We start from the raw sequence: 14,329 nt of genomic DNA on the forward strand, positions 1-14,329 counted from the left end.
AAACAGCATTGCCTACAAGGCCGCTTTGTTTGCTGTATTACAGCATAACCCGAACTTTTTATTCAACCTCTTCGCTTTTTCAAAATCAAGCTTTCCCCTGTCATCTCCTCGGGCTTGGTAAGCCCCATCAATTCAAGCATGGTGGGTATGACATCGGCCAGCCGGCCCCCTTCCCTTAAGGTCACATCTTTTCTGGTGTCATCTATCAATATAAAGGGAACGGGGTTTGAAGTATGAGCGGTATGCGGCTCGCCGGTCTCATAATCTATCATCTGCTCGGCGTTGCCGTGGTCAGCCGTTACGATCACCTTGCCACCCCTTGCGCGGACAGCCTCTACCACTCGTCCCACGCATTTATCCACCGTCTCAACCGCCTCAATCGCCGCTTCCATAACTCCAGTATGCCCTACCATGTCGCAGTTGGCGTAATTTAAAATAATCACGTCGTATTCCCCTGAAGCGATTCTCCTTTCAACCTCATCGGTCACCTCAAATGCGCTCATGGACGGCTTCATATCATATGTGGCAACCTTCGGAGAAGGTATGAGCACCCTGTCCTCATTCTCGTTGGGGTACTCCACTCCACCGTTAAAGAAGAACGTCACGTGAGCGTACTTCTCGGTCTCGGCAATCCTGAGCTGTTTTTTTCCCAGCTTGCTTATATATTCGCCAAACGTGTTGGTAAGAGTCTGGGGCTCATAGGCTACATGGATGTTGGTAAAGGTCTCGTCATACTGGGTCATGGATACAAAACACACGGGGAAATAACCCTTGCCCCGCGGGAACTCATTGAACTCGGGCTGGATAAAGGCGCGGGTAAGCTGCCTGGCCCTATCGGGCCGGAAGTTGAAGAATATGATCGAGTCATTGGGCCCAATGGTGGCAACCGGCTTACCGTTCTCCAGCACCACTGTGGGACGCACGAACTCATCCGTTACCTCTGCCTTGTAAGACTGCTCCATGGCCTCCACCGCCGAGGAGGCAAACTCCCCTGTGCCCAAAACCAGTGCGTCATAGGCCTTTTGCGTGCGGTCCCATCTCTTATCTCTATCCATCGCATAATAACGCCCCATTACAGTGGCGATTTTGCCAAATTTGTATTCCTCAAGCTTACGCTCAAGGGCCTCAATGTACGACTTGCCGCTGGTAGGTGGAACGTCTCTCCCATCCGTAAAGCAGTGTATATAAACCTGCTGCAAGCCATTTCTCTTTGCCAGCTCTACCAGCGCATACAGGTGTTCGATGTGGCTGTGAACTCCTCCATCTGAAACAAGGCCCATCAGATGCAGCTTTGTGCCGTGCTTTTTGACGTTGTCTATGGCAGCCAAAAGAGCCTTGTTATTAAAAAAGCTGCCATCCTCTATGGCTTTGCTGATGCGAGTAAACTCCTGATATACTATCCTGCCGGCACCTATATTGAGGTGTCCTACCTCAGAATTGCCCATTTGCCCTGCAGGAAGCCCTACATCAAGACCGCTTGCCTGAATGGCTACATGGGGATATTCATTCCAGTATCTATCCAAATTGGGAGTCCTGGCCTGATAAACCGCATTCCCTTCTTTTCGATCGCTTAACCCAAACCCATCCATTATGATGAGGACGGTCAAATCCTTTTGCATGTCTTCCTCCTAGTATTTCACGATTTTAGCAAAGTCCTGTGCTTTCAAACTGGCTCCTCCCACCAGTCCACCGTCAATCTCGGGCATCTGCATCAGCTCGGCAGCATTTTCGGGCTTCACACTTCCGCCGTACAAAATCCTCATCTGCTGAGCTGCCTGGCTGCCCAGCACCTCTCCCACAACCTTGCGGATGTAGCCTATTACCTCGTTTGCATCATTGCTGGACGCCGTCCTGCCCGTACCTATAGCCCATATCGGCTCATAGGCAATTACCACTCGATCGGCCACATCAGGACTTAATCCTTTCAACGCAGCGCGCGTCTGCCTGTCCACAACTTCCTCGGTAATTCCTTGCTCGCGCTGTTCAAGCGTCTCGCCAACGCATATGATGGGAATAAGGTTGTGAGCCACAGCAGACAGTACCTTTTGGTTTACCATTTCATCGGTCTCACCAAAGTACTGCCTTCTCTCAGAATGGCCAATGATGACGTACTCCACGCCCAGCTCTTTCAGCATCCCGGGAGCCACTTCACCGGTAAAGGCTCCTTGCTCTTCCCAGTGCATATTCTGGGCACCCAGCTTGATGTTGGAACCTGCCACAGCCTCCTTTGCGGCAGGTAAACAAACAAAAGGAGGACACACAACTACTTCCACCTGTGCATCCTTCACCAATGGTTTCAATTCATTTATGAGAGACACCGTCTGAGACGGCGTTTTGTGCATCTTCCAGTTACCTGCTATGATGGGTTTCCTCATACGCAACTCTCCTTACATCACATCCCAACCTACCTGCCCGGGAGAAAAATCCCGGGCAGCAACTGGTTGGGTAATCTATATAAAATTTAGGGGGCAATGTTGGCAATCTCACATATTTTTTTATTTAACACAACATTCCTTGTGATGTCAATACTCCTTTTTGTTTTCGCACAGCAAATTTATACTCGGTCATTTATCATTAAGGGCTGCAATTCCCGGCAGCACTTTGCCCTCAAGGAATTCCAGAGAGGCGCCGCCACCTGTCGAAATGTGGGTCATCTTATCGGCAAATCCCAGCTGCTCTACAGCGGCAGCCGAATCGCCTCCACCGATAATGGTGGTACCGCCACATTCGCTTACATATTTGGCCACAGCCTTTGTACCTTCGGCAAAGGCGGGCATCTCAAACACTCCCATGGGCCCGTTCCAAACAACGGTCCTGGCTTTCTTGATCTCCTCGCCGAACATCTCCCTAGTCTTGGGCCCGATATCCATGCCCATCCATCCGGCTTCAATCTTGTCGCTGTCCACCACCTTATGGGGTGCATCGGCTTTGAACTCTTCAGCCACAACGTTATCGACGGGCAGCAGCAGCTTTACGCCCTTCTCCTTTGCCTTTTCCATCAGCTGTTTGGCCAGCTCAACTTTGTCCTCTTCGAGCAGGGAATTGCCAACCTCATAGCCCTTGGCCTTAAGGAATGTATAGGCCATACCTCCGCCGATTAACAGGACATCCACTTTGTTGATGAGGTTTTCAATTACCCCTATCTTATCCGACACTTTGGCACCGCCCAGGATGGCCACAAACGGCCTCTCGGGATTCTCCAGTGCCTTGCCCATGACCTCAAGCTCCTTCTGTATGAGGTAACCCGCCACCGCCGGCAGGTAATGGGCCACCCCTTCAGTGGAAGCATGAGCCCTGTGAGCGCTGCCAAAGGCATCGTTGACGTAGATATCGCCCAGCTGCGCCAAAGCCTTGGCAAACTCCGGATCGTTTTTTGTCTCCTCCTTGTGGAAGCGAACGTTCTCCAGAAGGACAACCTGCCCTTCCTTCATGTTGGCAACGGCATTCTTGGCGCTCTCCCCTATGACGTCTTTTGCCATGATGACCTCTTGGCCCAGCAGCTTGCTCAAGTGTTTGGCAACAGGCGCCAGGCTGTATTTGGGGTCAAACTCCCCTTTGGGCCTTCCCAGATGCGACATGAGTATTACCTTGGCGTTGTTCTTGATCAAGTACTGTATGGTGGGAAGGGCAGCCCTTATACGCGTATCATCGGTGATATTCCCGTTTTCATCCAGCGGGACATTGAAGTCTACGCGTACCAGCACGCGCTTTCCTCTTACATCAATATCCTCTATGGTTTTTTTGTTCACAAAGACCACTCCTTTACATTACAGGCCCTTGGATGCGATGTACATGACGAGGTCTGCTACCCTGTTGGAGTAACCCCATTCGTTGTCGTACCAGGCTACCACTTTTGCTAAAGTACCCTCGATTACCATGGTCGATAGCGCATCAACTATGGATGAACGAGGATCTTGCTTGAAGTCTATGGATACCAGCGGCTCTTCCTCATACCCGAGAATGCCCTTCATCGGGCCTTCTGCAGCTTCTTTCAATGCGGCATTGATCTCCTCTGCCGTAGCGGGCTTCTCGAGGTCGGCCACAAAGTCCACTACCGATACGGTGGGTGTAGGCACCCTCATGGCAAATCCATTGAGCTTACCCTTCAGCTCGGGCAATACCAGAGCAACAGCTTTAGCAGCACCAGTGGTAGTAGGAATAATCGACAGCGCAGCCGCTCTCGCTCTCCTCAAATCCTTGTGGGGCAGGTCCAGAATCCTCTGGTCGTTGGTGTAGGAGTGAACAGTGGTCATAAGCCCTTTCTTGATGCCAAACTTCTCGTGCAGCACCTTTGCAACCGGAGCCAAACAGTTGGTCGTGCACGAAGCGTTGGAGATGATGTGGTGGTTGGCAGGGTCATACTTGTCCTCGTTAACGCCAATGACGATGGTGATGTCCTCGTTCTTTGCAGGAGCAGTGATGATGATCTTCTTTGCGCCACCCTCGATGTGCTTGATGGCCTTATCCCTGGAAGTGAAAAGCCCTGTAGACTCAATCACGATGTCTACTCCCAGGTCCTTCCATGGCAGATTAGCTGGGTCCTTCTCGGCCAAAATCTTGATCTCTTTCCCGTTTACAACCAGTGAATCATCCTTTGCGACAACCTCGCCGTTGAACTTGCCAAAGCAGGAGTCATACTTCAGCAGATGAGCCAATGTAGCGGCATCGGTCAAGTCGTTGATGGCCACAAACTCGATATCGTTGCCGTATTTCTCCAGAGCTGCCTTAAAAGCATTCCTCCCTATTCTTCCAAATCCGTTAATACCAACCCTGACTGCCATATGTACATTCCTCCTCATTATAAATTTTTATTATAACCCATGAAAGCATGGGATCCATACTAATAATATATCAACTGCACATTAAAAACTCAAACGCTCAATTTACATCAAGTTCAGCCAGGCGTATCATCTCCCGCGCTGCGCCCTCATCGGTCACCAGGACACCTTTTTTCCAGTGCTTAAACACCGCCATTATGGCTTGCGCCTTTTGCCTGCCACCCGCCACGGCTATAACCTTCGGAATGCGCTTTAGGTTATCCATTTTCAGCCATATGGAATTGCAGGCATAAACTATTTCGCCCTTTGCATTGAAAAAGTATCCAAACGCCTCGGCCACAGCACCTCGCCTTTCTAGCTCCCGTTGCTGCTCGGGAGTGAAGTTCCTCCTCTGCATCATATCCTGCGCCCGGCCTATTCCATAAATAAGTATATCGGCATCTTGGAGGTTGTCAATAACGCTTTTTATATCCGGCTCATTCAAAAGCGTCTCCATCGATTCGGCCCGCAGCTGGTCAGGGATGTGAAGCAGCCTGTACTGGCCTCCCAATTTCTTGGCAAATATGGAGGCTATTACGTTAGACTGATGCTCGACATTCCTGCCCATTCCCCCTCTGGCGGGCAACACAACTATATCGGTATTATCGTTGACAGGGGAAAGGGCATCGGCCACTGCCCCTACGGTGGAACCGCCGGTCACGGCTATTATATTACCCCTCGTAATGATGCCTTCCAGAAATCTTGCTGCAGCTTTGCCTATATCCTTTAAAACCAGGCAGTCTTCATCCACATCCCCAGGAACCACTATGGCGCGCTCCAAACCCAGGACACCCTGTAGCCTCTCCTCCAGCTCATTGAGCCCTTTGAGCTCATGGGTAAAATCTTTAAGCCCTTCCAGCAACAGCTCGCCTTCTGGGGTCACCTTCATCCCTAAAGGGCAAATCTCCAGAAAGCCTGCGTTTCTCAAAAATTCCGTCTCGCTGCGGACCACCCTTTCTCCCATGCCCAAACGCGACGCCAATGTTCTCCGGCCTATCGGCTGAAAGTTATATATACTACGCAATATAGTATATCTCTTCTCATATACTTCTATTAACTCTGGCACTATTTTCTTCAGAAGCATGTGGGGCTGTGACATAGGCTTCACCCTGGACTGAAATTGTCCCACCGTGCAAAAAACGTCCCACCACGACTATAAAAAAAACAGCTGCACCTGAGGGCAATTTCAAATTACGCCTTTTATTTTATATTAAACAGCCAAAAATTTCAATAGAACGGCAGCAAAAAGTTAAAAATTTATCAAAAAACATTTAAGCTCAAAAATCCCGTGTGGAGTTTGAATATATTTGCCCTCAACAACCCGGCTTATAGCAGAGACATGCATGCTGCAATCATCGGCCACCATTTGCATCGTCAGCGGCCTAAGATACCTGGGCCCGCCATCCAAAAACTCCTTCTGCCTTGAGACGATGGACATGGCCACCTTATTGAGGGCAATCCTGCGCTGCTCCACAGCTTTAATCAATCCGAGGGCAGAATTCAGCTTACCAGCAATGTACTCCGAAACATCCTTATCCAGATAAGGCTTCTGTAGTAGGTTTAAATACATTCTGTTTATGCGCAGCCGGGGAGCAGCATGTTCCAAGACAAAGACATGATACTCTTCCCCTATACGCTTTACCACAACATCAGGAACGATATATCTCTCTTCTCTCAGGCTAGCAAACCGTCTTCCAGGTTTGGGCTCCAGAGAGCGTATGAGGTCTCTTATGCGCTGAACCTCCTCAAGAGGAATCCCGGTCTTTCTGCTTATCACACCCAGCCGATTGCGCGCCATGTCCTTTAAATGTTCAAGTATTATAGTCTTTATAAGAGGCGTAGCTTTGCCCATTTGAGACAGCTGTATCAGCAGGCACTCCCTTAGGCTTCTGGCTCCTACTCCCGGAGGATCGAGGGTCTGAACCAGACGGAGCATACGCGAAACCCTGTCCCTGTCAACCTTGAGTATTGCTGCTATTTCATGCTTGGATACGGACAGGTAACCATTCTCATCGAGGTTTTCAATGATGAAGGCAGCAATCCTTTCATCATCCGTGGGAATGTCCATCGCTTTGAGCTGTGACATAAGGTGCTCCTGCAACGTAATTCCATTATACGCCATATTCTGGTATTTACGGCGGCATTCCCTTTCAGCACATGCATTATCTATATCGTCATCATCACAGGCATCTTGGAACCATTCATCCATGTCCACTGGGAATCTGGCACCAAAGGCCTCATCCATTTCCCTTTTAAAATCCTCCCGCATCTTAAGCAAAGGATTTATCTCCATTTCCCTCTGTATATAACGATAAAGCTCTTCAGAAGACCACCGCAATATCTCATGTAGCGCCGTACCATCGCCATCCTTCCGTATCTGCCTTGTCTCAAAGCCAAAATCCTGCTTCACATGGGATTCCTCCCCCAATGGAATGGCCCTGGCTGCCTCCTTCGGGCATACCTCAATATCAGTATATTTCAGGTTTCAGGCTATTATATCCGGTATGCCAAAATAGGTCCAATCTATGGTTGTCCATTTGTTTCAGACCTCAGCCTGCCTTTAAGCTCCAGGCCAGGAAAGCCCAGCTGCCTTAATGCTTCATACACAATGATAGCCACAGAGTTTGACAGATTCAGCGATCTGGCCTCCGCCCTCATGGGAATCCGTATGCAGCGATCATAGTGCCTTCTCAGCAAGTCCTCAGGAAGTCCGGCCGTCTCCTTGCCAAAAAATATAAAGCTGTCAGGGGTATACCTCACCGAAGCGTAATCCTTGGCCGCCTTGGTGGTGGAAAAATAAAAATCCCCCTGCGGATACTGGGCAAATATCTCGTCAACCGAATCGTGATAATGTATCTCCACCAGGTGCCAGTAATCCAGGCCTGCTCTCTTGAGGTATTTATCCTCAGTGGAAAAGCCCAGCGGCCTCACCAGATGAAGGATGCATCCGGTAGCGGCACAGGTACGAGCTATATTGCCTGTATTCTGAGGAATCTCTGGCTCTACCAAAACAACGTGTAAAGGCATACCCATCCCCCTAAAATCCCGCTTCTTTTAACCACCCTTTCAAAATCTCGGCTGACCTCCTGAATCCTTCCTGCTCAGATTGGCTTAAGGGAAGCTCCAGCACCCGGGCAACTCCCTTGGCATTGACCAGCGTGGGAAGGCTCAGGCATATGTCCTCTACCCCATAGTAACCCTCCATAAGCGACGAAACCGGAAGCACCACGTTTTCATCCCGCAGTATAGCCTCCACTATGCGCCTTACCGCAAGGCCAACAGCATAATAAGTGGCGCCCTTGGCTTCGATTATTTTGTAGGCCGCATTTTTTACCTCCTCAAATATCTTTCTCTTTACATCCTCTTCACAGCTTCGCCCACACCTCAAGCAATATTGTTCTATTGGCATTCCGGCTATATTGGTAATGCTCCAGGCAGCCACCTCGCTGTCGCCGTGTTCGCCTATGATATAAGCATGGACATTTTGGGTGGCAACATGGCAGTGCTGCCCCAGCAGGAATCTGAAACGCGCGCTGTCCAGCACGGTACCCGAGCCCATTACCTGAGATGGAGGCAGTCCCGAAATCTTAAGCGTCACGTAGGTCAGTATATCCACCGGATTGGTGACCACCACTATTATGCAATCCCTATTGTGCTCCACAATCCTGGGCACAATGGAACGAAAAACCTCTATGTTTCTCTTGAGCAGATCAATGCGGGTCTCACCCGGTTTTTGAGCCACCCCTGCGGTTATTATGACCACATTGGAATCGGCACAATCCTCATATGTACCGGCGCGTATCCTGACAGGAGGGACAAAAGCTATGCCGTGATTGAGGTCCATCATCTCCCCTTCAAGCCTTTTCTGGTTTACATCCACCAGCACGATTTCCGAAGCCGTTCCGCCCATCATCAAAGCATAAGCGGTGGTGGCACCCACAAAGCCCACCCCAATTATGGTTACTTTGTTTCCATAAAACTTTGTTTCCATGGGTAATCATCAATCCCTTCTGTTCAGATTCATGTTATTATTTTAATGCTTTTTTGTATATTTTGCCATAATTTTTAGAACTGCTTTTCAACTATCCCAGTAGAATATATAACACTCTAATGTAAAGTAATCCCTATTAGGTAACTTTTTATTCCATGGCATCAAGAAATCTTTAAACAAAGAAAATGAAGCCTGTGCCGCTTCAGAAAAACCTGCAATGCAACGTCAGGCCAACTGGATTAGGCCAAACGTCATACTTGCACAACTCCCGATTCAATGGTAAAATGTGCATATAACGGTGAAAATGGGGTGATATCCCTTGCCAAACATAGTGCGCCAGATATTCGAACAAAAGCTAGAAGAGATACAGGGGCGCCTGCCTTACAGCGTAAATCTGACCGGTCACAGGAGAAATGCTCTATCATTTGAAGAGGTGCTGCGGCAAGCTGAAGGTGCTCAGCGCACGGGCTCAAGCCAGTCAGTTGAGCGGCTCCATGAGAAAACTTTAAATGGGAACGCATCGGTCACAAATGGAAATACACCGTTCACCGATGACGGGAATCGCACTGGTTCTATCAATATGCACCTTCAACAGCTGAATGGACAGAGGCCGTACAACCCCTGGCTGTTTGCTTCCCTGTTACCCCAGTTAGGCATGGATGGCGCATTTTCACCGTTTGGCACAGACACCGATTCTTCGTGGACGTACACCAGCCTGTTGCCGTTTATGCAGTTGTATTCACAGCAGTTAAATGGCAATAACGCTGGAAATATTTTGGACGCGCTGATGACACTGCAGCCACATCAGTGGATGGCATATACCTGGCAAATGATGGCAAGCCAGTCAAGTTTTCAGACCCAATTTGATGGCATCATTGAACAGGTAGCCAGCAGATACGGCGTAGACCCAGCGCTCATCAAGGCCATCATCAGGGTGGAATCCAATTTTAACCCGTATGCCGTATCGCCTGCCGGGGCTATGGGCCTTATGCAGCTCATGCCCACCACTGCCAAATCGCTTGGGGTGACAAACCCGTTTGACCCGGTACAAAACATCGATGGCGGGGTACGGTACCTGCAAAGCCTGCTCAAGCGCTTCAACGGAAACCTGGATCTGGCCCTGGCAGCCTATAACTGGGGGCCGGCCAACATTGAGTCAAGGGGCATCACCGATTTGAACGACCCTGTCCAGTTTGCAAAGCTGCCTGCTGAAACCCAGAATTACGTAAAGAAAATTCGCGAACTGCTCACCGCTTAAAGAAGCGAGAGCCTGTGAATAAGCCCTGCTTGAAGAAACAGAGCAACAATCTCAAAATTGCCTAACAACCGTTTAAGGTCATAAAAAAATGGGGTTACAGCCATAGCGGGCCATAACCCCTTTGCTCTTCCGCCAGCCATTAGTTGATGTCAATCTTTCTGCCGCGCCGTGTGTATTCCTCGGCCTTGGGCAGCACAACCCTCAAGATACCGTTTTTGTACTCTGCCCTTACGCCATCCTCCTTCACGCCTTCTAAGATGAAGGTACGGGATACTTCGCCGTATCTCCTCTCGCGGCGGATGTAATCGGCTCTCTCCTCATCGACGGCTTCTTTGCGCCTTGCAGAGATGGTCAACCTGTCATCAAACAACTCGATGTCGATGTCGTCCTTGTCAAATCCTGGCAGTTCAGCCTCGACGATGTATTCCTTATCGGTTTCCTTCACGTCGACGCGCATGCCGGCTAAACCAGAACCAAACCCGGTCAAGAATCCCATATCAAAGAATTCATCCAAAAGGTCTCTCCCGAAAAAGTCTCTTATCCATTCGCTGGGCGTCAAAGCGGGACGTCTCCTCCTGAAGGGCGTAATATCACGCATTGACAACCACTCCTTTTCTAAAATAATTTTTCGTTTTGAATTTTTACTTTTTTAAGTATCTCCTTTCGAGTTCGCTTTTATTATAAAAACTAAAGTCAAAGTAAGTCAAAGTCAGTTAAATATTGTTAAAGAAGAATAGGCCCAATTACTACCTATTCTTCTCATCAAAAATAGTTTTTTCCCAATAATTCTCCCTATTTCTTTAATTTGCTTATATACCTAAATTTATGCACAGCGTACCATAGGGCCGTATGGACAAAACGGTTACCGAACCCTTTCCGAATATGCCCTCCATGAGCCCCACATACTCATCCAGCAGTTCATTGGGCATGAACACCAGCACGGTACCAGCAAAACCACCGCCGTGTACCCTGCAGGCTCCTTTTCCGCTGCCATCTAAAAAGTTCTCGGTGACGCTCAAAGCCAGAGTAATCCCCTGCTCATGCGGATTTTTGTTGGTATAGCAGTTCTGAAGCCATTTCCACGAACTGTCCCCCGATTCATTCACCAGCCTCAAAAATCCACCAAAATCTCCTCTTTCCAAAGCCTCTACCTGCTGTACCACCCTCTGGTCCTCGGCCAGGAAGTGCATGGCCCTGAGTATAGCGCGATCCCCCACCCGCACCCTGAGCTTGGGAATATTTTGAATGACCTCTTCCATGGTAAGCTCCCTGCAAACCTTCTTACCCAATACGCTGGCTACCGCCTTCATCTCTCGAGGCACAGAGGCATACTCATCGGTGAGGTCGGCATGGCTGCCTCCCGTATTGATCACCAGCAGAGAATAGTTTTGTGCCGCAAAATCGAAGTCGATCTTTCGAACAACGGGATTATCAAAATCCTTAAAGTCGATTGTAACAAATCCGCCTACTGCACAGGCAATTTGATCCATCAACCCGCAGGGCTTGTTGAAGTATACGTTCTCGGCATACTGCCCTATTTTAGCTAGAAGTATCTCGTCGATTTTGCCGTCATTGTACAGGTGATTGATGATGCTGCCCAGCAGCACTTCGATACAGGCCGATGAGCTAAGCCCCGAACCGCCTAACACATCGCTGGTAATATAGGCATTGAATCCACCGATTCTATAACCCAATTCCCTCATGCGGCTGGCGATTCCTCTTATAAGCGCGGAGGTGGTCCCTTCCTCTTCTTTTCTAGGGGCCAGGCTGTCCAGTTTAACCACAAACGGCTCTGGATACCCTTCGGAATACACCCTTATGACGTCATCTGGCGCTGGCGTTGCAACTGCGATGGCGTCCAGGCTGACGCCTGCCGCCAGTACCCTTCCTGCATTGTGGTCGGTGTGGTTTCCGCCGATTTCGGTGCGTCCAGGGGTGCTGAACATGTAAAACCCCTTTTGAGACTCATGTGGAAAGAATTGGCTGTAACGCACAACAGCCTGTACATACCTGTTAATCTGCTTTTCGATAATTTCCGGGGCCTGACCGTAGAGCTTTGCCAGTAAAGTCCTGCCCTTATCGGTGCTCAGCTTTTCTTTAAGCAGCTCCAAAGTCATCATGGCATCTTTACCTCCCAACTTCAAACGCTTTATCTGAATAGCGCATTTGCTAATATGCCGTGTATTTGCTAACTGGTATACAGCGTGAATCACATCGCCACATCACATGCAGAGATGTTATGACTCACACGCTCACTGCTGACTGCCTGCTTAGCCGCAGACTCGCCAGTTACTTTGGTGTACATATATTTTTACCCTCAATTCATCTCCATCTTGTAGAAGATATAAAATATACACATACACATTAAAAGCGCTCTGTCGACGGTAAAGCCACTCAAACCCTTCTTATTCCGGCCGTCTTCAGGAAGCGGTCAAAGGCCTGACGCCCTTCTTTCGTAGCCTTAAACACGCCGGCATGATGCAACACCTGCAGGCACTTCTCGCCCACCGAATCCTTGATTATCCTGCGGGCAGCTTCATCATCAAGATTGGTGCCGTACCTTTCAATCAATTCTTTAATCCAATGGAGGTGTTTGTTGAGTGGATGCGACTCCTGATAGATATCATCGCTTAAAGTTTTTTTGCCGGTCAATATATCGCATATATCTGCAAGCTCATCCCTCAAACGGCCGGGAAGTATAAACAGCCCCATTACCTCGATAAGCCCTATATTTTCCTTCTTTATGTGGTGGAGTTCCTGATGAGGATGGAATATGCCCATCGGATGCTGTTTGCTGGTACGGTTATTCCTGAACACAAGGTCAAGCTCATAGAGACCATCCTTGCCTATCCTGGCAATCGGGGTAATGGTGTTGTGGGGCACTTTCTCCCCCTTTTCATTTGTGGTGAATGCCAAAATATCCACCGACGGGTCGGAGTAACCCCTCCAGAGGTGAAGCAGCTTATCGGCCAACTCTACCAGCACCCGAGGCTTTGCATGACGAAGCCTTAAAGCCGACATAGGCCAGTGAACCACGCCTATCGTAACATCAGGATACTCTTGCGATTTGAGATAATACTCAACAGGCGCCTTTTCCATTGGGAAAGTATAGTAACCGCCTTGGAAGTGATCGTGATTGAGTATAGACCCACCCACAATGGGAAGGTCGGCATTGGAGCCAATGAAATAATGGGGAAAATACTCGAGAAATTCAAAAAGGCGTTCAAACGTCTCCCGGCTGATTTTCATGGGCACATGCTGCTCGCTCAGCACAATGCAGTGCTGATGATAGTACACGTAAGGCGAATATTGAAAGTACCACTGCTCACCCCTGAGCTTGATGGGCAGCACCCGAAGGGTCTGTCGAGCGGGATGGTTGATCCGCCCGGCATAACCTACATTTTCGGGACACAGCACGCACTTGGGGTATCCCACCTGCGGCGCGTTTTTAAGCGCTGCAATCTCCCTGGGGTCCTTCTCGGGCTTTGTGAGGTTGATGGTTATCTCAAGCTGGCCAAATTCACTCTCATACTGCCACTTTATGTTGCGGGCAATGCGACTTACGCGTATGTAATCAGACTTTTGGCAGAGATTATAAAAATTATCTGTAGCGGCTTTGATGCCCTTCTCGTCCTTTATCCTGTTAAACCGCTCGATGACCTCCGACGGCTTTGGCATTAAAAGGCCCATTATACGCGTGTCAAACAGATCTCTGCACGTAAGCGTATCCTCAGGTATGAGCCCTCGCTGAACGGCATAGTCCAAAAGCTCTTCCAGTATAGGCGTTGCCGTCTCGGGCACCTCCAGGCTTTCAAGATCTAGAGACTGTGGATAAGGCTGGTCTATCTTTAGAAGGTCCAGCAGCAGATTCCTGGTATAGGTGACATCAAACCTGGATATCATGTCATTGGCCAGCGCAAAGGCCAACAGCCTTTCCACCAGGTAGGCTGCACGTTGCTGCAAATCGTCCATGTTTACACCCCTTTCGGCTGGTCGTTGCGGCAACCATCACCGTATTGAGAATAGAAAGATTTATTTTCAAACACAATGGACAAAGCAAGAACCGTTCTCTTTGCTCATTCTAGTGACAATTATAGCATATTATGCTTCAGCATTCCACAAAATAATCGAATGCGCAGCCATGAGGAGTAAATTTTTTAACAATACCATATAATAACATTTTGCCTTAATTTTCTATGTTAAATATTTCCAGTATATTTCTCTCTCTTTTACGCCAAAAAGACCGGCTAAGGTTCATCCTCA

Annotated in this window: 12 protein-coding genes; 1 reads left to right on the forward strand and 11 read right to left on the reverse strand. The window is 49.0% G+C overall.

What is annotated here, in order from left to right; translation table 11 throughout:
• Positions 1-62: 62 nt before the first annotated feature.
• The 8 genes from gpmI to KVG29_RS10270 all read right to left on the reverse strand — a co-directional run bounded on the left by gpmI (position 63) and on the right by KVG29_RS10270 (position 8,808).
• Positions 63-1,619, reverse strand: coding sequence for a 2,3-bisphosphoglycerate-independent phosphoglycerate mutase (gene gpmI / locus KVG29_RS10235; protein ID WP_252228345.1), 1,557 nt, complete (start codon positions 1,617-1,619; stop codon positions 63-65).
• 9 nt (positions 1,620-1,628) lie between these two features.
• Positions 1,629-2,375, reverse strand: coding sequence for a triose-phosphate isomerase (gene tpiA / locus KVG29_RS10240; protein ID WP_252228346.1), 747 nt, complete (start codon positions 2,373-2,375; stop codon positions 1,629-1,631).
• A 189-nt stretch (positions 2,376-2,564) separates the two neighbouring features.
• Positions 2,565-3,758, reverse strand: coding sequence for a phosphoglycerate kinase (locus KVG29_RS10245; RefSeq protein WP_338084641.1), 1,194 nt, complete (start codon positions 3,756-3,758; stop codon positions 2,565-2,567).
• 9 nt (positions 3,759-3,767) lie between these two features.
• Positions 3,768-4,781, reverse strand: coding sequence for a type I glyceraldehyde-3-phosphate dehydrogenase (gene gap / locus KVG29_RS10250; RefSeq protein ID WP_252228348.1), 1,014 nt, complete (start codon positions 4,779-4,781; stop codon positions 3,768-3,770).
• A gap of 97 nt (positions 4,782-4,878) precedes the next feature.
• Positions 4,879-5,901 carry a sugar-binding transcriptional regulator gene (locus KVG29_RS10255; RefSeq protein ID WP_252228349.1) on the reverse strand — a complete coding sequence of 341 codons (1,023 nt, stop codon included), beginning with the start codon at positions 5,899-5,901 and terminating at the stop codon, positions 4,879-4,881.
• 165 nt (positions 5,902-6,066) lie between these two features.
• A complete protein-coding gene (gene rpoN / locus KVG29_RS10260; RefSeq protein WP_252228350.1) occupies positions 6,067-7,227 on the reverse strand; it encodes an RNA polymerase factor sigma-54 in 1,161 nt (386 codons plus the stop codon).
• A 113-nt stretch (positions 7,228-7,340) separates the two neighbouring features.
• Entirely contained in the window at positions 7,341-7,844 is a 504-nt protein-coding gene (gene trmL / locus KVG29_RS10265) for a tRNA (uridine(34)/cytosine(34)/5-carboxymethylaminomethyluridine(34)-2'-O)-methyltransferase TrmL (protein ID WP_252228351.1), read from the reverse strand.
• 10 nt (positions 7,845-7,854) lie between these two features.
• Complete coding sequence (locus tag KVG29_RS10270; RefSeq protein ID WP_252228352.1) at positions 7,855-8,808, reverse strand: L-lactate dehydrogenase; 954 nt, start codon at positions 8,806-8,808, stop codon at positions 7,855-7,857.
• Between the two features lie 319 nt (positions 8,809-9,127).
• On the opposite strand from KVG29_RS10270, the gene KVG29_RS12455 reads away from it, so the two are divergent.
• Complete coding sequence (locus KVG29_RS12455) at positions 9,128-10,066, forward strand: lytic transglycosylase domain-containing protein (RefSeq protein ID WP_276576519.1); 939 nt, start codon at positions 9,128-9,130, stop codon at positions 10,064-10,066.
• A gap of 139 nt (positions 10,067-10,205) precedes the next feature.
• Here the strand turns inward: KVG29_RS12455 and KVG29_RS10280 are convergent, their stop codons facing one another.
• From KVG29_RS10280 to KVG29_RS10290, 3 genes are all read right to left on the reverse strand, one after another.
• Positions 10,206-10,664, reverse strand: a complete 459-nt coding sequence (locus tag KVG29_RS10280; RefSeq protein WP_252228353.1) for an Hsp20/alpha crystallin family protein — start codon at positions 10,662-10,664, stop codon at positions 10,206-10,208.
• Positions 10,665-10,875: 211 nt separating this feature from the next.
• A complete protein-coding gene (locus KVG29_RS10285; RefSeq protein WP_252228354.1) occupies positions 10,876-12,186 on the reverse strand; it encodes a galactokinase in 1,311 nt (436 codons plus the stop codon).
• A 274-nt stretch (positions 12,187-12,460) separates the two neighbouring features.
• Complete coding sequence (locus tag KVG29_RS10290; protein ID WP_252228355.1) at positions 12,461-14,038, reverse strand: UDP-glucose--hexose-1-phosphate uridylyltransferase; 1,578 nt, start codon at positions 14,036-14,038, stop codon at positions 12,461-12,463.
• Between the last annotated feature and the right edge of the window lie 291 nt (positions 14,039-14,329).

This window comes from Caldicoprobacter algeriensis (assembly GCF_023838525.1).
Lineage (GTDB): Bacteria > Bacillota > Clostridia > Caldicoprobacterales > Caldicoprobacteraceae > Caldicoprobacter > Caldicoprobacter algeriensis.

Coding starts and splice junctions, on each gene's coding strand:
- trmL (WP_252228351.1), bottom strand. CDS start 7,844: ATGCCTTTACACGTTGTTTTGGTAGAGCCAGAGATTCCTCAGAATACA.
- KVG29_RS10290 (WP_252228355.1), bottom strand. CDS start 14,038: ATGGACGATTTGCAGCAACGTGCAGCCTACCTGGTGGAAAGGCTGTTG.
- gap (WP_252228348.1), bottom strand. CDS start 4,781: ATGGCAGTCAGGGTTGGTATTAACGGATTTGGAAGAATAGGGAGGAAT.
- tpiA (WP_252228346.1), bottom strand. CDS start 2,375: ATGAGGAAACCCATCATAGCAGGTAACTGGAAGATGCACAAAACGCCG.
- KVG29_RS10280 (WP_252228353.1), bottom strand. CDS start 10,664: ATGCGTGATATTACGCCCTTCAGGAGGAGACGTCCCGCTTTGACGCCC.
- KVG29_RS10255 (WP_252228349.1), bottom strand. CDS start 5,901: ATGCTTCTGAAGAAAATAGTGCCAGAGTTAATAGAAGTATATGAGAAG.
- KVG29_RS10285 (WP_252228354.1), bottom strand. CDS start 12,186: ATGATGACTTTGGAGCTGCTTAAAGAAAAGCTGAGCACCGATAAGGGC.
- gpmI (WP_252228345.1), bottom strand. CDS start 1,619: ATGCAAAAGGATTTGACCGTCCTCATCATAATGGATGGGTTTGGGTTA.
- KVG29_RS10270 (WP_252228352.1), bottom strand. CDS start 8,808: ATGGAAACAAAGTTTTATGGAAACAAAGTAACCATAATTGGGGTGGGC.